We start from the raw sequence: 22,287 nt of genomic DNA, 5'->3' as shown, positions 1-22,287 counted from the left end.
TTTTTATGTATCCAGCCTTATAGGCTGAACTCATTAATTGGTCTTAATCAACCCAACCGGACGCTAATTTGAAAGTTATTTTACATAATCAGTATCAACTTAGCCATTCGAGAAATTATGACATTATGATGTTAACTAAAACTAATAATATTGACTCATCAAATACACTTAACAATTGGCCTGTGGTTGGCACATTACTTTTTTTAACTGGCATAGCAGGAATTCCCGCTATGTTTGGCGTTGCCTTGGTTGCTTTAGGAGTATTGGGTTTTACAGGTGAATCATCGCTTATAAATAATATTCATTTCGCTAAGCCTGGAGCTATGTTTGTACATGGTGGGGCGGGGGTTTTATTTTTCTTAACGATGCCATTTCAATTTTCACCAAAGGTGCGTGAAAATAATCCTAAACGACACAAATTAGCTGGCCGCATTGCGGTGATTTCTGGTTGTATTATGGCAATATCTGGTGTGTGGATGCATAATGTATTATCGCCTGAATCTCAAGGGGTACGTTACAGTATTCTTATTGTGACGAGTATGGCTATTTGTAGCAGTTTTTTAATTGCACTTTATTATGTCATTAAAGGGAATATTCAAGTTCATCAGTTATGGATGGCACGCTCCATTGCCATTGTTTTAGCGGCTATTACACCACTGTTTATAGATATTCTTATTTTAATCATTTTCAGTAATTTCGAGGTGATTTATACAATGTTAACGCAATTTCAGTACGATTATGGCAGGTTGTTAGGGATCGTTATTAATTTATCTATTGTTGAAATAATCATGCGTAAAAGCAATTAAAGAAAGAGTTAAATGGACAGCCACTCAAATATTTACTTAGTGGTTTGTTAGTAGAGCTTACATAATTGAGTACCCGTTGTTTTTCAGTGCTATTTTGTCGCATAAAAATTTTTATCGGACAATTGGTTGTTTATACGACATGGAACGGCTAGGACAGGTCTTGCTTTTTGCCACAGTCCGATTCACTTGAGAAAAATGTAAGTCGAAATGTGCCCCAAGCTCTTTTAATGTAAAAGAGCCTCAAATCTCTCATCGTAATGGTCTATACCCAAGCCACTTCAAGATGTGAGGTTCAGGACTGCTGAGCAATTCATGATCTAGGCGCATCTTTGCATTAATGGTTACTCCCTTAAAAAAAGATGGAACAACGAGCATGATTTGCTCAGAAACCCCTGTAAGGTTGGTTTATAAATACTTTATGCAGCGTTATTGATTTTGAAAAGGGAATAACCATGTTCTTCAATCAATGCCTTGCTTAAAGTATTTCTAATTCCAACTGAATCCTGCATCTTGAAGTGGTTTGGGTATAGTCATTGTTTAGCTCTATTGAAGAGTACTTGATTATAAAAATTTAGTTAAAAATTTCACCATAGCAAAAAACAACGGTAATAAAAAACTAGACACCCTACCAAAATAGCACAGTCAAATGACTCGACCAACTACGGTCAAATTTAAGTGGATGTCATTTTAACTATTTTAATTCTTTTAATTCTCCATTTAATTATTTCATATCACTTATTTTTACTTTCATACCAATTACGCCATAATGGGGAGTTAATTCTAATGCTTTGTTTATAGGTAACAAAGTTCAGTTATTTAGTTAAATTTATTTTACAAACCATAATAACTTTCTTATTGGCATTTGAAAATATTGTTCGAGTCTCAATAAATACGTGAAGCATCGTTTGAAAATTATCAAAGTATTTATCAATATAGGCATAATAAATATCTTACCTGTTGTTCTAAGGTTAATTTATTGCTCATGCGGCTACTTTATAATGGTTACAGGTCTTAACCTCAGTGAGGTGTTAGGGATACTAGTAGGCACAGTTTGCCCATTGTCCCAAACTGACGCGTTGACACTTACTTTACTTATTAATATAATTTACTCTAATTAAGATTTTAATCGCTCGATGGTATGAGATCATTTTGATGTTGTTGGTTTACACACAAAATTTTGCTTACCAAGCTAACGCGGTTTTACAGTACTGTTTCGCTAAAAGCAGTCTAACTAAAAGCCAAAGTCGCGGTAAATAATGAGCTTAATTAAGATCCTTAATCAACTAGCTGCGAGTTTATTTTAAATTTAGCAAGCGTAACTTAACCCCTGAGCGGTTTATCTATTTTAAAAAGATAATTTTCCTATGACTAATTACAGTGACCTTATTGAATTTACCACGGTAGATGAGCTTAAAATTCGTCTTAAATCCTTACCCTTTGCTTGCAAAGTACCTAACCGCAAAGCGGATATGACCAAACAGTTATTATCAACCCTAATGGATTTAGATAAACTGACATTGATTTTGAACAACTTATCTAGCGTTCAGCAATTGGCTTTACAAGAGGCGGTTCACAACCAAAACGGTTATGTAAATGCTTTGGTGTTTGAGGCTAAGTATCAACAAGCTCATCCCAGTCAAGCGGCTTGGAGTCATTATCAAAACAAAGGCAACCAAGATGATAAGTTACTCTATCCTTTTTTCTATGCAACAAAACGTTATGGCTCGGCAGTTTGCATACCTGATGATCTGAGGTTATTTATTAAGCCTCATATTCCACTGCCCCCAAAATTTTATGTAAAAACCAATACGCGTATCGACAGTGAGAAATCGCAGCAGCAGGAAACCGCGCAATTTACACAAAGTGAATTCAATCACCTTATTAATACGATTAAAGATAAAAAACTAAAAGTCAGCCCAAAAACGGGTCTGCCATCAAAAGCCTTACTCAAAAAATTGTCACTACAGCTTAATGAGCCGTATCAACAGTCATTATCAATTGAAGATGACACTATTAGCACTATCAAAGCATTTGGTTGGATACAAATTCTAAGGGCCGCTTCATGGATCAAAGAGGCTAATGGTGAGTTACAAATCAATGTTAAAAAGCTATCGCTTAAACAACGTCATTGTGACATCGTTAAAGCCCTTTTTTGGGACTGGAAAGCGCATAGTACATTTGACGAACTTTCTCGAATTAAAGCAGTAAAAGGTCAAAAAGGTAAAGCACAGCGCTATTTAACAGCGCCTGAAATGCGCAGAGAGGAATGTATAGCAACATTAACGCAATGCCCTACGGGTGAGTGGGTTGCTTTTGATGACTTTATTCGTTTGATGACAGCAACAAACCATTTTTTCGATATAACACTTTACTCTTCATCACTGTATATCGGTGACTCAGTCTATGGTCGGCTCCATGATGATAGGTTTTTAACCAGCGTTTACACCCGCTGTTTATTACTTGAGTACTTTGCCACATTGGGGCTTATTGATATCGCTTATGTTGAGCCTGACAAAACGCTAGACAATTATGCTAATGAATTCTGGCTAGACGAGATCAATTATTTATCGGCTTATGACGGATTAACGTACTTGCGTTTGACTAAATTAGGCGCCTATGTGCTTGGCATGACTCATTCATATTCTGAATCTTTCGCCTCAAGCGAAACGCCCATCACTATGCTACCTAAATTTGGCGTACAGTTTTTGCAGCAACCAACAGCAAATGAAAAAGTTTTTCTGACGCATTACGCGGATGAACAAACGAAAAATTTTTGGCAACTCTCTGTCAGCAAGTTGCTTTCTCATCTGGAAAATGGTGGTGAACTTGCCGAGGTACATGATTTTCTAATGCAAAGAGATGAACAGCCCTATTTCCCAACAGACACTGAACATCTTTTTAAGACATTAGCGCAGAACAAAGTTGCCGTAACACTTGAAGGTCGTGTTTTACTACTGCAATGCAGCGGCGAGGCTGTTGCAAAAAACATAGCCTGCGCCCCTATCATAAAGAAATGGTGTAAACGTGTTGGGAAAGACCAGTTGATAATTCCTGAGGGGAAAGAATCTGTATTTAGGAAGTTAATTCACGAGTTAAAATACGCTATGCCCATTAAGTCTTAACTTCACCTTAGCTTAAATCGGCATAGCACCTCTATAGCGCTTGGTATATTATACCTAAAAATTATCTGCATTGACTCATATGACTACTAAAAAATTAAAATTTGAACTTGAAAAACACAACAAAAACAGTATCCGGTATAAAGAAGTCCCTGAAGATGGCATGCCACCTATTGTAGGCTCTATTTATCTACAAAAATGGTTTGCGGGTGAAAGCAAAAGCATTGAAATTACAATAGAAAAAAAAGATTAAGAACGGCTAAGGGACAGCGAGTTGAATTGCTTTTTAAAAGCAAAGCCAGCAATCTGTTAAAACAAGATTAACTTTGGCACTAAAAAATTACTGAGGCTTAGTAGCCAAGAGCGGTAGTCACCCTATAAATTGGCTGACTACGGAGCTTTAATTCAGATGGGTGACCCTATTTGCTCTTCTTCTGCTACGGGCAAACTTTAATGTTACTACACAGATTTGTTCTTCAAAAACCGGTTATCATTTTCTTTACTAGGTATCATACAACTATTGTATTTACCAAATAATGAATACCGATTCAGGGCTATACGATCATAAAACCAATTTCTTATTCCCTTAGGGATTATTTTGAATACGTATAATATACGCCATGGGAATCCGAGTTTATTTACGACATTTAAAAATGCATCACTTTTATCAAAATATTGGTTACCTTCTACATACAGCATCGTATCAAAATGAGCTGTTGGCATATTAAAATGCTCTAGTATGTTCTGGCCCTCAGGTGATTGTACGCTACATAGTTTAAAGCACTGTCGGGCATCATATTTAATGATGAATTTACACCAAGCATTACAAAGCTTGCAGATCCCATCAAATAAAATCACACAGTCATTTTCATCAACGTTAGGAGGACACTTTTCGACGGTCATACTTTCTCTTCTTTGTGTTCATTTTTTAATTCGGCCTTTGTCTCGACAAGTAAAATTAAACTAAAACCGATTAAGGCAATATTGGTAGTAACCGGGTTAAATGCTTCAATAAGTAGTTGAGGCTGCAAAATTGCCACAAAACATAATAAGCCAGAAAGCCCGATAATGTTTAATAAAATTATCGCTTTATTACGATAAAAAATAAAGAATAACACCCCAAAAATAATCTCTCCAACACCCATTGATTTAGTCACTAAATAAGAAAGCTCACTCGATAAACCAATGCTGGCAGTCATGGCTTTTTCTAATGGTGCAATATGAAAAAGTTTTGGAAAAATCCCATGGTATAACCAACTAAAGGAAATGATGAATCTTGCAATTTGTAGTGAAGACAAGGTTGGCCTCTTTGTTTTGATTTAAACTAATTATTTAAGTTGTTAGGTTTCGATTAGGGTGTATTAAACCACGATTAACATTAGCGATGTAAACATAACCAATTTCAGGAGAGAAATAAATTGAGGTTAGCCCTGTAAAATCCCATAAAAAGGCCAATGAATATATCGCATTTTTATATAATATTTCTTGGCTAATTTGTTTCATAGGTAACAATTGCTTTTGATAACGGAGCTCAATTTTTTACTAAACCAATTTTTGAAAGGTAGGCCATTCTCACCATGGTTTTATGCAATATTGGAAGCTCTAAGCCTGCTTGAAAGCTAACTTGCTGCGTTACATCATATCGGCTAGCAAATAATTCTAAATTAGGTACATCAACATTAGCCAAGAGGCGCTTACCAACAAAGCCGCCAAAGTCATTTACTTTTGAATCCATCCAGCCATAAACATCTTGCCAACGACCTTCTTTAAATACATTTAGAGGATGTCCAGTGTAAGATAAAATGGCTTCAACTGTTGCCAATCCACGTTCTGCTTTATTCCCCGGAGCAATCGCTAAATTAATAGATTCAATGGTACTAAATTGATTTTGATAACGCTCAACCACGGCTGACGACAAGCCCGGCACTGAACTAGCGCCACTTACGATTAATACACCTTTATCTTTTGCTTGGTTATCTAGTTCTGCAATATCACAAACAAACCTTCTGTCATCGGCTAAATCAATGTAGTGAGCGCTACATTCAATACATGCTGTTGGCACACGATAATCTTGCCCTTGAAAAGAGCCACCTGTATGAATAACAAGCTAAGGCGAAAGGGTAGCTAATCGCTCTTTAAAATCATCAGCGAAAATATCAACGACCAATGGCTCTAATTTAGCGACTGCAACACTTTCTAGATTTGCTACTAATGCTGATGACTTACTTAAGTTTCGACCCGCAATGAATATGGTCATATCTTCAATGCTACTAAGGTTCTCAACGATTTTTTTACCAAAATTTCCATATCAGCCAAGGACTATTACCTTTTCACTGGTTCAATTCCTTACATATTCTTTACATGGGATGTCAAAATCAACATCTTGTGTTTTTGTCTCTTTATGCAAAGCAACAATATGAGCAGCTAATGTAACGTAATCAATAGTATACTCCTCGTATTTCCCTTTGCTATCAAATTCAATATTATAGCCAAACCTGTTTAGTGGATGAGTTGGCAAGTGCACTGATTGGCCTGACTCATCCTTAACGACTTTGTTGGGCTGTTCGGTTTCTAAAACTTTATACGAGTTAACGATAATACTTTTAACTTGAGTATGTACGTAAGTTCTCCCTGCCAAGCGAGCAATATTACTATGTTTGAAAACGCTCAACTTGGCTTTGCAGTCCCGCACTAATTTGAGCTAATTCACGACTGGTACCTGCCGCTTGTGTTGCCTTTGTAGCCAATTGAGTTGTTTTATCATGAATTTTGATAATGTCATTATTTACAGCTTCTGTTACGGTTGTTTGCTCTTCTGCTGTGCTTGCAATCTGTTGACTCATCTGGGTAATCTGGTTAATAGACTCTGCAACAATACTGAGTGCTTCACCAGAATCTTTTACATATTTTACAGCATCTTTAGATTGTTTTTGGCTAAGCTCCATTACAGATACTGCTTTATGTGAACTAGATTGTAATTGCTCAATAATAGTATTAATTTCTTCGGTAGATTTTTGTGTTCTACTCGCCAAGGTACGAACTTCGTCAGCAACCACTGCAAAACCACGACCTTGTTCTCCTGCTCGTGCGGCTTCAATAGCGGCATTTAATGCGAGTAAGTTGGTCTGATCAGCTATGCTTTTAATTACATCTAATACGGTAGAGATAGATTGGCTTTGTTGTTCCACCTGGCTAATCGCTTGTGCTGATGTACCCATTTGTTCATTGAGTTCCATAATTTTATCAATGGCTTTTGCCACAACTTGACCACCTTCATCAATTTTTTTATCAGCTTCTTTAGCCGATTCCGCTGTTAGGTTAATGTTCGATGTTACATCATGAATAGATATATTAAGTTCTTTTACCGCATCAGCTACATGCTCAGTACTGTGTTGTTGTTCTTGGATAGTTTGTGAACTCTGGTTCATAACGGTTGACAGCTCTTCAGAGGTGGAAGATAACTCCACTGTGGTATTGGAGATTTCAGACAACATGCTTAATAGTTTTTCACGCATACCATTCATTGCAGTTAATAATTGAGCTATCTCATCAGAGCCTTGCACCGTAATAACTTTGCTCAGATCACCTGATGCAGTAACAATTGCGCGATTAATTGCACTCACTATTATACGAGCGTTCTTCCAGTTAATGTAAGCACCTATCAAGATACTGAAAACCACGATAATGATGAGTATTGTAATCGCTTGATGTTCAACATCAAGTGCTTCTTTAGCACTGAATGTTGTAAATAAGGCAATGTCAGTTAATAAAGCTTCTAATTCGTGAATTAACTGCTCCTCTTGATGCTTAACTTGTTCTATTGCTTCTTCAGTTTGATCTAACTTACCTTCAGTGAAAAGAGTGAATACTTGATGGGAATGCTCAGCGAACTCTTCATGCTCAGCTTCTATTTTCCTTAAAGTCATATCTAAAGAAGTTAATTTTTTTAAATTTTTTACATTAGTTGATTGTTCTATTCTTATGGCCTTTTCAATAATTTTTTCTGCTTGATGTAACTCCTTTACAATTTGATTAGTCCTTTCATCAAATTTCTTAATTGCTTGTTGAAAGTCTGCGTTTTTATTAGTCTTTTGTTGTAAAGTACTACCGTAATGTAATGCGCGTTCAAACTGAATAGCTTGCTCTAATTGATGAGTGGTGATGTCAGCTATTTTTTTTGTTAATGGTATATTGCTCTCTGCAATTGTCTTTAGTCTTGCACCTATGCTCTCCATAGAGTAAAGAGAGTAGCTAGCGCTAATAATTAGCAGAATAAGTATTATGCCTGCACTCACCATTAATTTTGCCATTAAGGATAAATATTTCATTATATTCCTATTATTTATTTAAAACACGTTTTCATGTCTTCTATCAGACCAACTACATTATCTTCTATTTGAAGGAAGTTAATTAATTTATATCTATACAACTGAGATCTAAATCAGCGCTCTAGTAACAAATTGATCCGTGGTGTTAATGTGCCAAGTATACTATTGTCGTAAGAGTATATTAGTCCAAAGCCTATCCCCTTATCCTTCTTAATTCCATTAGAATTATAAAAATGTCATATTGAGATCATAAACGATTAATAAATAGAAAATATATGATAGAAAACATTTATTACCTCCAAAATTTTAATGGTTTATCACTCACTTCAAAAGCTAGGTATAGGTAAAATGAAAGGTATAGTAATTAAGTATTTACCTAATTATCTCACTTGGTATAAATAAAGTAGTGCAAAATATGGTTTTCAGCAAGCTTTTTAGCGGTTTATAGGCGACAGCTGTGTAATGAAACAGAGCCTAAAATTATTTAATCACTCACTTAATAAACTATTTCCATGTAGCTTGAGTATAGGTGTAAAACTTTGCCTTCGTTATATACCCAAGCCACTTCAAGATGTGAGGTTCAGGACTGCTGAGCAATTCATGATCTAGGCGCATCTTTGCATTAATAGTTACTCCCTTAAAAAAAGATGGACCGGCAATATGCTCCTGCATTGCTCTAGTACCTACATCCATGCAGGCAACAACGAGTATGATTTGCTCAGAAGTCCCTGTAAGGTTGGTTTATAAATACTTTATGCAGCGTTATTGATTTTGAAAAGGGAATAACCATGTTCTTCAATCAATGCCTTGCCTAAAGCATTTCTAATTCCAACTGAATCCTGCATCTTGAAGTGGTTTGGGTATACATATCAAATTAAGATTTTTATTGAGAGCAAATTAACAATAAAACGATAAAATTTATCAATTTAATATTCAAAAAAAATAAAAATTCCTTTATCTAAATTAAAAATTCATTTAACATGCATACCATACTGAATGGTATGCATGTTAAATGATGGAGTTTTAGATGAATTGGTTATTTCCTAATATACACACGCTTAAAGAACCACAAAATGATATTTTAGCTAGTAAAGTGAAAAAGCCATACTTTCGTGATGCATTATCCGTTGAAATACAAAAAACCGAATTATCTCCCAGTCAATTACAGCATGCTATTTTTGCTTATATGCCAAAATGGGTCAGTCTCTTAATGGCTATACGTAATCGTATCGTGAAACTATTTGGTTTTGAGGTAGGAGCTGATAATTTAAAACCTGCAAGTGATGAATTAGAAATTGGCGATAAAGCGGGTTTTTTAACTATCACTGAAAAATTAGAAGGTGAAATCATATCTTATGCTGAAGATAAACATATGGTGTTTTATATTTCAGTATTAAAACAGTCAAATGAAGTGATTGTATCTACTTTAGTAAATCAAAAAACACTGATTGGTCGTATATACCCAAGCTACTTGGAAATGCATGATTTCAGCGGGAGTTTAAATGGTCAAATACAAGACATTTATTGCAGGTAATGGTTATTCCCTTATCAACATAAATAACGCGGTAGTTGACCATTTAAAACCCGCCCGTAGGGAATTTATCAGGTAAGTAATCACTACGTTACATCAGTTTGAAAGGCAATAAGCATTCCTAAAATGATGTGCCTTGTGCTAACTCACCTGATAAATTCTGAAACAAGCATTATCAAGTGGCTTGGGTATATATGTGAATAGTATTTTACCTTTTCATTATATCATTGCTCGTACCGTGATAAATAATGCAATTAAAGCTAATAGAATATGAAAAAAGATAATAAAAATAGCCAGTTAGATTGGCTTGAATTTGCACTGGCAATATTAATTAAAAAGGGTCCTGACTCTTTAAAAATTACACCTTTGTGTGAATTGAAAGGTGTTACAAAAGGCTCTTTTTATCATCATTTTAAAAACCGAGCGGAATTTATAAATACCTTAATGCTTCATTGGTATCAAAAAATGACGTTAGATTTTATAGCGCAAGCAAATACACAAGAATCCCCTTTAGAGAGGCTACAAAAATTAGATCAGGTGATAGCCAGTCATAATATAGAAGCTGAAATACATATCCGTGCATGGGCTTTAAAAGAGCAAAGTATTGCTGAACATTTAGAAAAGATAGATCAACAAAGACAAGATTATTTAGCAGGTTGTTATATCGAATTAGGAATGGAGGAAGCTCAAGCAAAAGATATTGCTTTAATAGCATATGCAAACTTTTTAGGCATACAGCAAATCCAGCCAAAACTTGCTATTGATACTGTACTTCGTTTATCTGCGTTGGCTTCAAAAGCATTTTTTCTAATGCTTAATGAATAGCTAATTACAATACAAAATAACCCGTTTAATTTTTATAAAATTTAAGGAATGAGACAATGAAAGTAATGAAATATTCAGGTTACTATTTAGTTTTTACAGGTGTCATTCATAACTTAATTGGTTTAGTTTTAGGTTGGCAAACCTTAGTGGATATGCATCAAGATAATTGGTTTTCTAGCACTATTGTAAATGGTCAAATAATGTTTCAGCGAGAAGCTATTGTATGGTTTTTACTAACTGGCTTTTTCTGGATCTTATTTGGTTTTATGCTACAAAAAGCACTTAAAGAAGGGTTTACTCCTTCGCTTTATTTAGCTTGGGGTTTTATTACGATAGGTATTGTTATCGCGATCATTATGCCTATATCAGGAGCGTACTTGTTTATTATCCAGGGGGCTGTACTGCTTACTGGACTAAGAAAAATAAAATCTAAGTCTCTAGTTCAGCAAAAAATATAATTTTCACTTTGAGTCATTAAGGTTACGTAATGTGTGCATTAATTTAAAAATAGAATGAATAAATCTTTGAAATGATCGAACCGCAAGAATTACTAAAAGTTCACTTATTTCATTATTAGTGTATTGTTTTAATTCTGAATTTTATATTAATACTAAAGTTGTATGCCTAAATTGGAGTTTATATGAATACGAATTGGACCAAATACGCGATATCTCAAATAGAAGCTGATTATATGCGCTCAGCAGATACGCACCTTATTCAATTACCACTGCCTTATTTTAAATATATTGATATTTATTTTAAAGATGAAAGCACGCATCCAACAGGTTCATTAAAACATCGCTTAGCGCGTTCGTTATTTTTGTATGCTTTATGTAATGGCTGGATAAATGAAAATACACCCGTTATAGAATCTTCAAGTGGCTCAACAGCTATATCCGAAGCTTATTTTTCTCGCTTATTGGGTTTACGCTTTATTGCTGTAATGGCAAAAAGTACGGCTAAAGAAAAAATAAAGCAAATAGAGTTTTATGGTGCAGAGTGCCATCTAGTTGATTGCACAACACAAATTTATAGTGAGTCTGAAAGACTAGCAAAAGAGTTAAATGGTCATTATATGGATCAGTTTACTTATGCAGAAAGAGCAACAGATTGGCGTGGTAATAATAATATTGCTGAACGCATTTTTAACCAAATGTCGAAAGAACGTTTTCCAGAACCAAGTTGGTTAGTAATGAGTCCTGGTACTGGCGGTACATCTGCTACAATTGGTCGTTATATTCGTTATCAAGGGAAAAATAGTAAGCTCTTAGTTGTCGATCCTGAGCATTCGGTTTTTTATGACTATTACAAAACGGGTGATATAGGATTAAAAAATACGCAAGGTAGTAAAATAGAAGGCATAGGCCGCCCGCGTGTTGAACCTTCGTTTATATCGGGTGTGATTGATGAAATGCTAAAAGTAACTGATGCACAAAGCATAGAGGCAATGCTTTGGTTAAGCGCACAACTAGGGCGAAAAGTAGGGCCATCAACAGGCACTAATTTTGTAGGTGTTTTAAAACTAGCTGAACGCATGAAAAAAGAAAACCAAAAAGGCTCTATTGTTACTTTGTTATGTGATAGTGGTGAGCGCTATTTAAATAGTTATTATGATGAAAGTTGGCGTGAAAGTAGAATTGAAAATGACGAAAACTACAAGCTTTATTTGGATGGTATTTCTAAGGTTTAACGATATATTAAAGATAAATAGGACTAACTTTTAAATTAAAGATAAGGCATATAAAAGTATTAATTAATCATTGATACTTTTCGATACAATTTACATACAAAATTCTACACATAATGATGGCTAGTTTCGTTAATATTATTTTTTGTATAAATTATAATTTATGGAATGTGAGTGATCCTATGATATTTTCTTCTCCTTATTTAAAGTTAGTGCCTTTAATCGCAATTTCTTTAATTGCATGTACATCAGATACTGAATCAGATTTAATTAAAACTGAAGGACTTTGGGCTGGTATTAAAGTTGAATCAAATGGCAGTAGAACAAGAGTTAACACAGAGTTTAATGTCGGGGGTTCTTCAGGCACAAATGTCATATTGACAAGTAATGATAATGTGATGGCTACGGCTAATGGTATTACAAAAGAATTAGAAAAAGACTTTGATTTGTTAGATGTAGATTATCAGGGGTACTTTGATATAACAGCAGGAAATACTGAATTTACTATCGAATTAAAAAGAAATAAAAATGAAAATGCGTCTGCGACAGTAGCTTTACCTGTGTCATTTTCGATTTTATCACCACAAAAAGGAAATGATATTTTCTTTAATAAAGCATTTAATGTTCATGTCGATGGTACTGACTCTTCAAGCGAGTCTTCATATAATTTAGTGGCAAAGTGTAAAACTAAGTCTGGGGGGAACCTTACTCTTCTAGAGGGGGCTGATTTTAAACAAGAGGGTGACTATATTTTTAATTTGAGTGATTTCGTCATTTTTGACCATGGAGACTTAGATAAATCAAAATCATGTATCGTGTCTATTGAAATCACAAGGGAGAAAACAGGTACTATGTCTAACTTCCATTCAAAAAGCATAGTAACAAGTGCTCAAATCAGAAAGGTAACTGATTTATTATTAAAGTTTTAAATTTTACGCCTATTGATGTTTATGGGTAGCATATTTAGAATAGTGAAGCTAAGTAGGCACTAAAATTTAATTAGTGCCTTAATAATAGTAATGTTCAACCAACTAATACCAATCGCATTAAGTAAGTGATTAATTATTAAGTAAGAGAAAACGCACAATCACAAGGCAAAAAATTTTATAAGTAGTTGCGGTGCAATAATCATTTTTAAAGAAGAGAGTAGGGGGTCGCTTGTAAGAATGAGTCGCTATTTAATAAGATTGGTATAAAAGCTGTATTTTTAAATACACTAAGTGATAATCGGATTTATATATGAGTCAATCAATTCCTACTCCTCAACAATTCTCAGCTAATCAGTCCGAAGCATATGAGCAATGGCATAGCTATATGAAGTCTTACTCACTTGATCCGACAGATCCGCAATCGATCGCTATGTTTAGAAAAGCAGCATTTGAAGCTTGGCATGGTTTTGATGATCCTCGATGGTCTGAAATGGCGTTATTAGGCCGACCTTCATTACAAACTAAAAGGTTAAATGAATTACGAAGTTTACAACAAACGCAATCTAGAGGTCGAAATAATTGGGCTAAAGCAGTTAGTAAAGTATCTAATAATAAATTAAATATAAGGCAATTAACGAAAGAGGATTGGAGTTTTTTAGTTAATAAAATGTCTCGCTGGGCTAAATTGTCATCTCAAAGTAAAGTGATACCAAGCTTGGGCGCGCGTGTTGCTTATTGGCATAACCTTGCTTTAATGAACTCTAATATAAAGCCTTATGCGAACTTTGCAGCACAAGAAGCTAAAAAAGGATTAGGTACATTTGCACTTTATAGCTCTAGTGCATTAAATGATATTAGTGGTTTAAATGATGCGGTTGCCACCATGTTTTATGATGGATTTCGAAAAGCTGAAACAATGGGCATTATGTATGTACCTGGTGCTGATTGGAGTGTAATTGAAAATGCAATTTGTGTGTGTGCAGGAATTAATCGAAAAGATACATTTATATTTGTAAGCGACCAAAGTATTTCAAGTAACTGGTATAACGATACTTCACCAAAAGTGGGTGCTAATGAAGTAATGTGGTTAGAGGCTTTTGGTTATGAAATAGATAAAAATGCCAGTAAAAAAATGATGAAAAACGGTGCTAGAGGTGCTTTTGTTCTAAGACATAAGTCTAGTAATCGTGCTCAATTACCTAAGCCGAATAAAAATAATGGAGATGGTCATTACACTTTCCATGATTTAATCGATGCTGTTCCACCTCAATATATGTCGGGCATAAAAGATAATGTAGCATGTGAATCTCAACTAAAACGTGCAAAAGAGTTATATGCTGTTGTTGCTAGTATGCAAATGACAGTTGATGCTATGGCAAAAAAAATCGCATTCTACGAAAACCTTTAAAAGTAATTTTTAATATTTATTAATCTTTAATCTATTTTTAAATTACATTTATTTGTCTATCTATCTTTTAAAACCTTCCTATAAACGCATATTATTTGCGAAAAAATAATGACAAAGGCATAGTTTAACGCAATGTAAAAACTGAACTTATTTTCTAATTGGAGTAATGCATGAAAAAAAATTTTAAAGGTGCAGTATTACTTGGTGGTTTGCTAAGTTCTGCATGGGTATCTGCATCGTCAATATTTGAGGCTGAAGATATTTTTGCCTTAGAATATGCTAGTAGCGTTAAACTTTCTCCAAATGGTAAAAAAGTTGTTTATGTTCGAAATTCAAACAACATTATGACCGATAACAAAAATAAAAACCTATGGTTAGTTGATGTTAAATCGGGTGGGCAAATACCGCTATTTTCAAACGACAACCAATATACACAACCAACTTGGTCGCCAGATGGTAAAAAAATAGCTTTTGTAAGTAATGAAACGGGTAGCAAACAAATTCACGTTCATTATATAACTGAAAATAAAACTGCGATGGTAAGTCAAGTGCAAGTAAGTGTGAGTAACTTAACTTGGTCGCCAGATGGTCAATGGTTAGCATTTAGTCAAAAAGTAAAAGGTAAAAAAACTAAGCTTGCAAAAATGCCTGAAAAACCAAAAGGCGCTAAGTGGGCAAAACCTGTTATTGTAATTGATAAAGCCTATTATCAAGCAGATGGTAGTGGTTTAATTAAACCAGGTTACAACCATATTTTTGTATTACCAGCAGAGGGGGGAACAGCCCGCCAAGTAACAAGTGGTGAGTACCACCATAAAGGGGCACTTGCTTGGACTAAAGATAACCAAAATATTGTATTTTCAGCAAATCGCATAAGTGATTGGGAATATAAAAGACTGGAAGGTGATTTGTTTTCAGTATCGGTTAATACGGGTGAAATCACACAGTTAACCTCAACACCAGGTAAAGAGTACCATCCTGTATTTTCTGAAAATGGTAAAAAATTAGCATTTTTATCGGGTTCTAATGAATTAAATCCTTATCGTAATGCTAAGTTAAATATTTTGAATTGGAGCTCTAAAAAAGTTACATCAATCACGGCTGATTTTGATCGTTCAGTGAGATCGCCAAAGTGGATTTCTGTTTCATCACTTGCTTTTAGTTACGATGATTTTGGTAAACGTAAAATAGCGACCATTACAGCGAAAGGTAAAATAAAAGATTTAACAGATACAGTAACGGGAACCACATTAGGTCGCCCATATATTAGTGGTGAATTTGATGCTAATACCTCAGGTAAAATTGTATTTACAGCGGGTTCATCTCAGCGCCCAGCTGATGTTGCTATGGTCAGTACGCGAGGTAAAGTTAAACAGCTAACTAGCCTAAATGAAGATTTACTTGCGCATAAACAACTCGGTGAAATACACGAAATTAACTACAAATCGGCATTTGATGGTGAACAAATTCAAGGTTGGTATATAACACCGCCGGATTTTGACCCGACAAAAAAATACCCTTTGATCCTTGAAATTCATGGTGGTCCACATTTAGCATATGGTCCGCACTTTACTGCTGAACTGCAACGTTTTGCTGCGAAAGGTTATGTTGTGTTTTATGATAATCACCGTGGTAGCAGCTCTTACGGCGAACGTTTTGCTATGTTATTGAAATATAAATACAGTTCAAAAGAAGATTTTGCCGATCATAACTCAGGTGTTGATGCCATGATTGATTTAGGCTTTATTGATGACAAAAATCTATTTATTGCAGGTGGTTCAGCGGGTGGTATTGCAACAGCATATGCGATTGGTTTAACCGATAGATTTTCCGCAGCTGCAGTTGTAAAACCTGTAATTAATTGGTTAAGCAAGGTATTAACGGCTGATAGTGGTTTAGGTCAAATTCCGACGCAATTTCCAGGTATGCCTTGGGAGCATGTTGAGCATTACTGGCAACGCTCGCCTATGTCTTTAGTGGGTAATGTAACGACACCAACTTTACTTATGACTGGTGAAGAAGATTTACGCACACCGATGGCACAAACAGAACAATATTATCAAGCCTTAAAACTTCGAAAAATAGATACTGTGTTAGTTAAAGTTCCTGGTGCGCCACATGGTATTGCCGGTAAACCGTCTCGTATGATCACTAAAATTGAGCATACATTAGCTTGGTTTGAAAAATATAAAACTAAATTGTAAGTTTCAGCTTTATGTAAAACCGAAAACTGTAATTGATTATTAGAGTTTAGTTAGATATAGATATAGTTAAGGCAGTTTGTAAAGCGTCATAGTTCGTAACTATGATGCTTTACAGTGACTATTTCGTTATTTTAAATGCTTATTAAGGAATGTGACATAAGCATTTGATGCGGTAATTTGATTCGCTTTTTTAGTAAAACCATGACCTTCGTCATCAAATAATACGTATTCAACGGGAACATTATTCGATTTTACAGCTTCAACAAGTTCATCACTTTCAACTTGTAATACGCGAGGATCGTTAGCACCTTGCACAACCATTAATGGTTTGGTGATGTTTTTAGCATGGAATAGTGGTGATATACGATGATGACGTTCGCCATCTGTTGCGGGATCACCCATTTCATCATAAAGCGACTTTTTGAAACTTTCCCACCAAGGTGGAATTGAAGTCAGTGTTCTTACCCAATTAGTAACACCAAAAATATTCACCCCGACTTTAAATTCTTCAGGTTCAAACGTTAGAGCTGCAGGGGTCATATAACCACCATAACTACCACCCATGATACCAATTCTTTCACCGTCTACCCAATCAAGGCTCTGTAAATATTTTTTACTCCAAACAATGTCTTGTAAATCGTCTTCCCCATGTTTTTTGTCATCAAGGTGATTAAAGGTTTTACCGTAACCTGAGCTACCACGATTATTGACTGCATAAATAGCATAGCCTTGATTAACTAAATGTTGTTTCATTGCACTGTAACCCGTTCTGCTTTGCCCTCCAGGGCCTCCATGGACAAAAACAATCGCTGGAACTTTGTTTGCTTTACTCGCTTGCTTAGGTTTATAAAGGACGCCAGGAACTTCCAGTCCGTCAAAGCTTTTAAAGCGAGCAATCGTACTTTCTACTAAATTATCTGGGTTAATTGATGCGCTTAACGATGAGGTGAGTTTTTTTATATCATCACTACCAATAGACCAGACATATAAGTTGTTTGGTGAGGTGTCGGAATTTAAATAAAACGACATGCGCGACTCATCAGCAGAAAAGTTAACACGACTTAAACTCCCTGCTGGTAGAGGAGGTAGATTTAGATTTTGATTGGTTTGGGTATCGATAACAGTTACTTTAGCACTAGAGTCTTCATTGACAACTTTAACTCTGTACTTGCCTGATTTTGAAAAATAAATAAAGTTGATATCCCAATCATCTTTTAGATACTCACTATGTTGACCACTTTTTAGATCATAGCGCCATACTTGGCTAAACTCCCCTTTGCCATTTGTAGTGTAATATAAATAAGCCCCGTCTTTTGAAAATGTATTTGCATCGATTTGAGCATCTTGTTTAAAATCTGAAATCAATTTTGGTTTGGCATTTTTTTATTAAGATCGAGTAAAAAAATATCGCTATCTTTGTTCGAATTAGATTTACCTAATGCTAAAAGCGTACCGTCAGTATTAATACTTTGTACGTTTAAACCTGTATTATTTTGATATACAAGTGTACGTTTATAACTTTTTGTATCATAACGGTATAAATCCATAAACTTCGCATCACGTTCATTGGTTGATACATAAAATGAATTATCATCTTCACTAAAACCATTAAAGCTAGCGCGTACTTTATCACCAGGGGTTAAATCAGTAATAGTGCCATTTGAATCACGTACATAAAGGTGAAACAGCTCATTGCCTCCTTGATCACGTGTTAACAGAATGCGTTCATCATTTGGGAAGTAACGAACAGGATAAGTAGTATCGTTTGATTGAGTTAGTTGTGTTTTTAAGCCATTTTCAGTATTGATTGAATATAAATTAAAAATACCCGTTTCATCTGAACTGACTAAAATACGTTTACCATCTTGAGAAAATGAACTGCCCATAATACTGGTGGTATCAAAAAAAGTTTCGGCAGAGTAACGTTCAAACTGTGTCTGATTTTGTACTATTGGCGTATTTAATTGTTGTGAAGTACTGTTACAACCTGCTACTGCGAGGGCAATTGCCGAGCATATAATCGTTTTTTTTATCATTTTATATTCCTTTAATGGGGGGACAGGTATTGGATTGCTCTATACTCTGTAACAAACCCAATTATTGCAACATCAGTACACTTTATATATGTAACAGTATGTTTCTATAAAAGGGTCTGTTTTATAATAAATTTAATAACAGTAATTGAATTTAAATGAGGATCTCCCATCCAATAATAAATATTAATAAGCAAGATAATGTATAGCCAAACCTTTGTATCTCTAATCGATAATTTTTATTTACCTTTAGGCCAAACAAAGGCCTTAATATATCGGTTCTACGAATTATTTCGAATCCAATGAAACAACTAAAAATTGTAAACAAAATAAGTAAGCAGGGTTCTATTATTGGCCCTAAATTAAGCTGTGAAAGGTTGTAACCTATCACCACTATGAGTGTTTGATGAATAATATAAAATGGATAAACAGCATCATTTAAGTAGCTTAATTTTTTTGAGGGGTTATTACAGTATTTATATGCTATTGAGAATACCATTAATGCCCCTATGATCTGCAGTAAACTGTAATTAAATAAACCTAGCATAGTTAACCAATCATTAGATGTTTGACTTTCTTTGTTAATATTGAGCCAAACGCCATTGTAAAAAGTAATTAGAATGAGGTAGCAGGTTGCAAATACTAAAATTAATGATGTTAGATTATTTTCGATTTTAAGCCAAAACACTTTATGCCAGCCAATCAAATAACCATAAATCATAAAAGTAAAACCTAAAGGGTAACGCACAGTATCTTGGTTCCACGTTATTTGAATAATAAAAAGCGGCACAGTAGCAATGACAGTAGTAATTATAACGTGTTGGTTAAATAGCTCCTTAATAGCTTGATTGACGAATTCGGAATTTAATAGTGGCAATAAACATAAAATAATTAGAGAGTATCGCCATAATGAACGAATAAACCACAAATGGTTAACATCTATATGTGGCCAAATACCTGATTGATATTTTTTAAATATATCACTATCACTAGCGAAAAATTCAGTTAAAAACTGCCAATAGCTCATATTTAAATCGCCATTATGAGTCATTTCAATATAAAGTTGAGGCGGCACTATCACTAATATGCCAAATAGCAGCGGTAATAATAGGCGAAAACTTCTTATGTTAATAAAGCGCCAAACAGACACTTTAGCCATAATAAAGCGTATTGATATACCGGCAATTAACCAAAGCACAGCCATGCGCCACGGTTCAACAAGTAACATGATGCTTTCAAGCGTTTGAGATTGATAACTGCTTTTTACATGCCATCCCCAATTTTCAACATAAAACATACCAGTATGAAATAAAATCAGTAAACCAAATACAGCTATTCGCAGCCAATCTAAATCATGCCTTCGATTTGGCATATCTGTTTTATCGGGCGTGAATAGACTGGCAATCCATGATAACTTGATAATATCATTTATTTTATTTTTCATAATATTTATTACTTTTTATGTTTTATTGGCTTAGTATTACTTATAAATATAAAAACATACCTATTAAAAGGCTGTTAAAACAAAGAGTAGGGATAAGTGGTGGTATAGTGGGATGGAAATTAAGATCTTTTACATATGGGATATAAATGAGTAAGTTGCAACATTTTCAAAAGTATAAATTAAGCTATGAAATTGGTTTGTTGTTTTGCTATTTTTTTATAAATAATAGCTTGCTTGCCACTTCCGTAATTATGGAAGGGCAACGAAATTATACTGTATTACCTTTTCAATTATGGGAACCTTTTGTTTGGGAATACTCAAGTGCGATTAGCGCTGTGATATTGTTTCCCGCTATTGTGCAATTATTAAAAAGAGTACCTTTTAGTTGGCAGTCTCTGAAACTGTCTTTGCTTTACTACTTTTTAGCCTCTGTTGTATTTTCGTTGTCGCATGTTTTTTTAATGGTGAGTATGAGAGAAGTTAGTTATTTTTTCATGTCGGGAAATTACAACTTTGGTGATATCTGGTTTGAGCTATTTTATGAGTATCGTAAAGATTTATGGAGTTTTATTTTCTTTATTATATTTATTCAGGGTTACAACTTTATTATATCTAGATTGCAAGGTGAGGCAAGTCCTGTTGCTCAAAGTGAAGATGAAAGTGAAAATGACAGCGAATCATCAAACATAGATCGTTTACTGGTAAAAAAGCTAGGTAAAGAATTTATTATTAAAATTGATGATGTGGAATGGCTTGAGTCAGCAGGTAATTATGTGAATTTGCATATAAAAGGTCGTATTTATCCACTGCGAACAACTTTAACTAATTTAATCACAAAAATAACGGATAAAGGGTTTAGTCGCATTCATCGCTCACATGCAATCAATTTAGATTATGTTGAATCTATTACACCATTAAATAGTGGCGACAGTGAGGTGAAATTGATTAATGGAAAAATATTAAGCCTTTCTAGACGTTATAAAGAGCGCTTTAAAGAAAGGCTCTAAAGTTAGAGTGATAGCATGTTTTGCCTATATTGACTCATAGTTATACTAAATCAGGCTGTTATGGCTATGGTAATATTGTTTTAAGCTTTTAACTCTAAGACTTCGGGTTGTTGATAAACCCAGTCGATTATAATTATTTTATTACTGCCAAAGGTCTCTAATCTAGTGAAGCGCCATTAATAATGCTATTAACAGAAACTAATAATGCACTGATAATTATAGAGTCGGTCAATATGAACTTAAGCCCTGAATATATCGAATTATGTTAGGGTTGCATTAATTTAAATTGCGTTAAATCAACTTCCTTAAAATTACATTGGATTAAACTGATTTCTCTGCTAACTTAACCCAGCAGGTTTATGTTTACTTGTTTTCTTGCGTAAAAAACTGTAAATTCGTGCTGGAAACATAGATCAGGGAATGATTAAGTCCCTGTATTAATTATATTAGCTTTGCTAAATACGAGTTTTATCTCAAGTTTATAGCGAGGTTGTAAGTTTTATTTTTACTTGGTTTTAATAAATAGCATGGCGTAATCTATGCAGTATTGTCCAAGCCGTTTGGTAACTACCAAGTCCAAGTAAACGTTGCATACCAAGCGCACTGACTCCATTTTTCTGATTTGTTAAATACCAAACAGCAGCAAACCAATTTTTTAGAGGGGTTCTGATCTTATCAAAAATAGTTCCTGCTGTTACAGAAGTTTGCTTACGGCATTTAACACATTTAAATTTATTTTTTGGAAGACTATATGGAGCACTTTCGCTAAAACAGTTTGGGCAAATAAAACCATTAGGCCAGCGAAGTTTTTTTAAATAACTTAGGCATGATTGTTCATCGTGAAACCAGTTCATAAACTGATCCCAGTTTTTAGGGTAATCAATGCCTGCTTTGAGTGATTTGGATTCTTTGCTCATCACTACATATTGACACTGGTTGCTCTAAATGGATAGCCCTTGATACAAG

21 protein-coding genes and 2 pseudogenes are annotated in these 22,287 nt (G+C 34.6%); 11 read left to right on the top strand and 12 right to left on the bottom strand.

The window, feature by feature from the left end; all coding sequences use genetic code 11:
* Positions 1–68: 68 nt before the first annotated feature.
* Positions 69–806 carry a DUF2306 domain-containing protein gene (locus CJF42_RS10360; RefSeq protein WP_141235534.1) on the top strand — a complete coding sequence of 246 codons (738 nt, stop codon included), beginning with the start codon at positions 69–71 and terminating at the stop codon, positions 804–806.
* A 249-nt stretch (positions 807–1,055) separates the two neighbouring features.
* Here CJF42_RS10360 and CJF42_RS29070 read toward each other — a convergent pair whose 3' ends face one another.
* Positions 1,056–1,181, bottom strand: coding sequence for a hypothetical protein (locus tag CJF42_RS29070; protein WP_286203488.1), 126 nt, complete (start codon positions 1,179–1,181; stop codon positions 1,056–1,058).
* 989 nt (positions 1,182–2,170) lie between these two features.
* On the opposite strand from CJF42_RS29070, the gene CJF42_RS10355 reads away from it, so the two are divergent.
* Both CJF42_RS10355 and CJF42_RS27420 read left to right on the top strand, forming a co-directional pair.
* Positions 2,171–3,928: a hypothetical protein gene (locus CJF42_RS10355; RefSeq protein ID WP_095366615.1), complete on the top strand. Its 1,758-nt coding sequence runs from the start codon at positions 2,171–2,173 to the stop codon at positions 3,926–3,928.
* A 79-nt stretch (positions 3,929–4,007) separates the two neighbouring features.
* Positions 4,008–4,178 (top strand): hypothetical protein, encoded by a 171-nt coding sequence (locus tag CJF42_RS27420; protein WP_170940564.1) that lies wholly within the window; start codon positions 4,008–4,010, stop codon positions 4,176–4,178.
* A 206-nt stretch (positions 4,179–4,384) separates the two neighbouring features.
* On the opposite strand, the gene CJF42_RS10350 is transcribed toward CJF42_RS27420, so the two are convergent.
* The 8 genes from CJF42_RS10350 to CJF42_RS27410 form a co-directional block, all read right to left on the bottom strand.
* Positions 4,385–4,828 (bottom strand): thiol-disulfide oxidoreductase DCC family protein, encoded by a 444-nt coding sequence (locus tag CJF42_RS10350; RefSeq protein WP_095366614.1) that lies wholly within the window; start codon positions 4,826–4,828, stop codon positions 4,385–4,387.
* The gene (locus CJF42_RS10345) at positions 4,825–5,223 is read right to left on the bottom strand and encodes a DoxX-like family protein (RefSeq protein ID WP_095366613.1); all 399 of its coding nucleotides are present in this window, start codon (positions 5,221–5,223) and stop codon (positions 4,825–4,827) included. Before CJF42_RS10345 ends, CJF42_RS10350 begins: the two co-directional genes overlap by 4 nt.
* A gap of 34 nt (positions 5,224–5,257) precedes the next feature.
* Positions 5,258–5,428, bottom strand: a complete 171-nt coding sequence (locus CJF42_RS28095; protein WP_212668804.1) for a hypothetical protein — start codon at positions 5,426–5,428, stop codon at positions 5,258–5,260.
* A 28-nt stretch (positions 5,429–5,456) separates the two neighbouring features.
* Positions 5,457–5,987 carry a saccharopine dehydrogenase family protein gene (locus CJF42_RS10335; protein WP_095366612.1) on the bottom strand — a complete coding sequence of 177 codons (531 nt, stop codon included), beginning with the start codon at positions 5,985–5,987 and terminating at the stop codon, positions 5,457–5,459.
* Positions 5,988–6,032: 45 nt separating this feature from the next.
* Positions 6,033–6,182, bottom strand: a complete 150-nt coding sequence (locus CJF42_RS27415) for a hypothetical protein (protein ID WP_170940563.1) — start codon at positions 6,180–6,182, stop codon at positions 6,033–6,035.
* Positions 6,183–6,263: 81 nt separating this feature from the next.
* Positions 6,264–6,596 (bottom strand): hypothetical protein, encoded by a 333-nt coding sequence (locus CJF42_RS28090; protein WP_212668803.1) that lies wholly within the window; start codon positions 6,594–6,596, stop codon positions 6,264–6,266.
* Positions 6,577–8,253 carry a methyl-accepting chemotaxis protein gene (locus CJF42_RS10330; RefSeq protein ID WP_212668802.1) on the bottom strand — a complete coding sequence of 559 codons (1,677 nt, stop codon included), beginning with the start codon at positions 8,251–8,253 and terminating at the stop codon, positions 6,577–6,579. Before CJF42_RS10330 ends, CJF42_RS28090 begins: the two co-directional genes overlap by 20 nt.
* A 504-nt stretch (positions 8,254–8,757) precedes the next feature.
* The gene (locus tag CJF42_RS27410) at positions 8,758–8,946 is read right to left on the bottom strand and encodes a hypothetical protein (protein ID WP_170940562.1); all 189 of its coding nucleotides are present in this window, start codon (positions 8,944–8,946) and stop codon (positions 8,758–8,760) included.
* A 334-nt stretch (positions 8,947–9,280) separates the two neighbouring features.
* On the opposite strand from CJF42_RS27410, the gene CJF42_RS10320 reads away from it, so the two are divergent.
* The 7 genes from CJF42_RS10320 (at position 9,281) to CJF42_RS10290 (ending at position 16,837) form a co-directional block, all read left to right on the top strand.
* Positions 9,281–9,787, top strand: a complete 507-nt coding sequence (locus CJF42_RS10320) for a DUF2867 domain-containing protein (RefSeq protein ID WP_095366611.1) — start codon at positions 9,281–9,283, stop codon at positions 9,785–9,787.
* A 267-nt stretch (positions 9,788–10,054) separates the two neighbouring features.
* Positions 10,055–10,609 (top strand): TetR/AcrR family transcriptional regulator, encoded by a 555-nt coding sequence (locus CJF42_RS10315; protein ID WP_095366610.1) that lies wholly within the window; start codon positions 10,055–10,057, stop codon positions 10,607–10,609.
* A gap of 56 nt (positions 10,610–10,665) precedes the next feature.
* Positions 10,666–11,067, top strand: coding sequence for a DUF6463 family protein (locus CJF42_RS10310; RefSeq protein WP_170940561.1), 402 nt, complete (start codon positions 10,666–10,668; stop codon positions 11,065–11,067).
* A 182-nt stretch (positions 11,068–11,249) separates the two neighbouring features.
* Positions 11,250–12,299 carry a PLP-dependent cysteine synthase family protein gene (locus CJF42_RS10305; protein ID WP_095366609.1) on the top strand — a complete coding sequence of 350 codons (1,050 nt, stop codon included), beginning with the start codon at positions 11,250–11,252 and terminating at the stop codon, positions 12,297–12,299.
* A gap of 179 nt (positions 12,300–12,478) precedes the next feature.
* Positions 12,479–13,225, top strand: a complete 747-nt coding sequence (locus tag CJF42_RS10300; RefSeq protein WP_095366608.1) for a hypothetical protein — start codon at positions 12,479–12,481, stop codon at positions 13,223–13,225.
* Between the two features lie 310 nt (positions 13,226–13,535).
* Positions 13,536–14,633 carry an MDR/zinc-dependent alcohol dehydrogenase-like family protein gene (locus tag CJF42_RS10295; protein ID WP_095366607.1) on the top strand — a complete coding sequence of 366 codons (1,098 nt, stop codon included), beginning with the start codon at positions 13,536–13,538 and terminating at the stop codon, positions 14,631–14,633.
* Positions 14,634–14,803: 170 nt separating this feature from the next.
* Positions 14,804–16,837: a S9 family peptidase gene (locus CJF42_RS10290; protein ID WP_095366606.1), complete on the top strand. Its 2,034-nt coding sequence runs from the start codon at positions 14,804–14,806 to the stop codon at positions 16,835–16,837.
* 126 nt (positions 16,838–16,963) lie between these two features.
* Here the strand turns inward: CJF42_RS10290 and CJF42_RS10285 are convergent.
* Both CJF42_RS10285 and CJF42_RS10280 read right to left on the bottom strand, forming a co-directional pair.
* Positions 16,964–18,873, bottom strand: a pseudogene (locus CJF42_RS10285) (S9 family peptidase).
* A gap of 151 nt (positions 18,874–19,024) precedes the next feature.
* Positions 19,025–20,314, bottom strand: coding sequence for an acyltransferase family protein (locus tag CJF42_RS10280; RefSeq protein WP_095366605.1), 1,290 nt, complete (start codon positions 20,312–20,314; stop codon positions 19,025–19,027).
* A 146-nt stretch (positions 20,315–20,460) separates the two neighbouring features.
* Between CJF42_RS10280 and CJF42_RS10275 the strand changes: the two genes are divergently transcribed.
* On the top strand, positions 20,461–21,321 hold the full coding sequence (locus CJF42_RS10275) for a LytR/AlgR family response regulator transcription factor (RefSeq protein WP_095366604.1): 861 nt from the start codon (positions 20,461–20,463) through the stop codon (positions 21,319–21,321).
* 521 nt (positions 21,322–21,842) lie between these two features.
* Here the strand turns inward: CJF42_RS10275 and CJF42_RS10270 are convergent.
* Positions 21,843–22,238, bottom strand: a pseudogene (locus CJF42_RS10270) (transposase); the annotation flags it as partial.
* Between the last annotated feature and the right edge of the window lie 49 nt (positions 22,239–22,287).

It is taken from the genome of Pseudoalteromonas sp. NBT06-2 (assembly GCF_002276045.1).
Lineage (GTDB): Bacteria > Pseudomonadota > Gammaproteobacteria > Enterobacterales > Alteromonadaceae > Pseudoalteromonas.
This window is presented reverse-complemented; position numbering and strand designations above follow the sequence as displayed.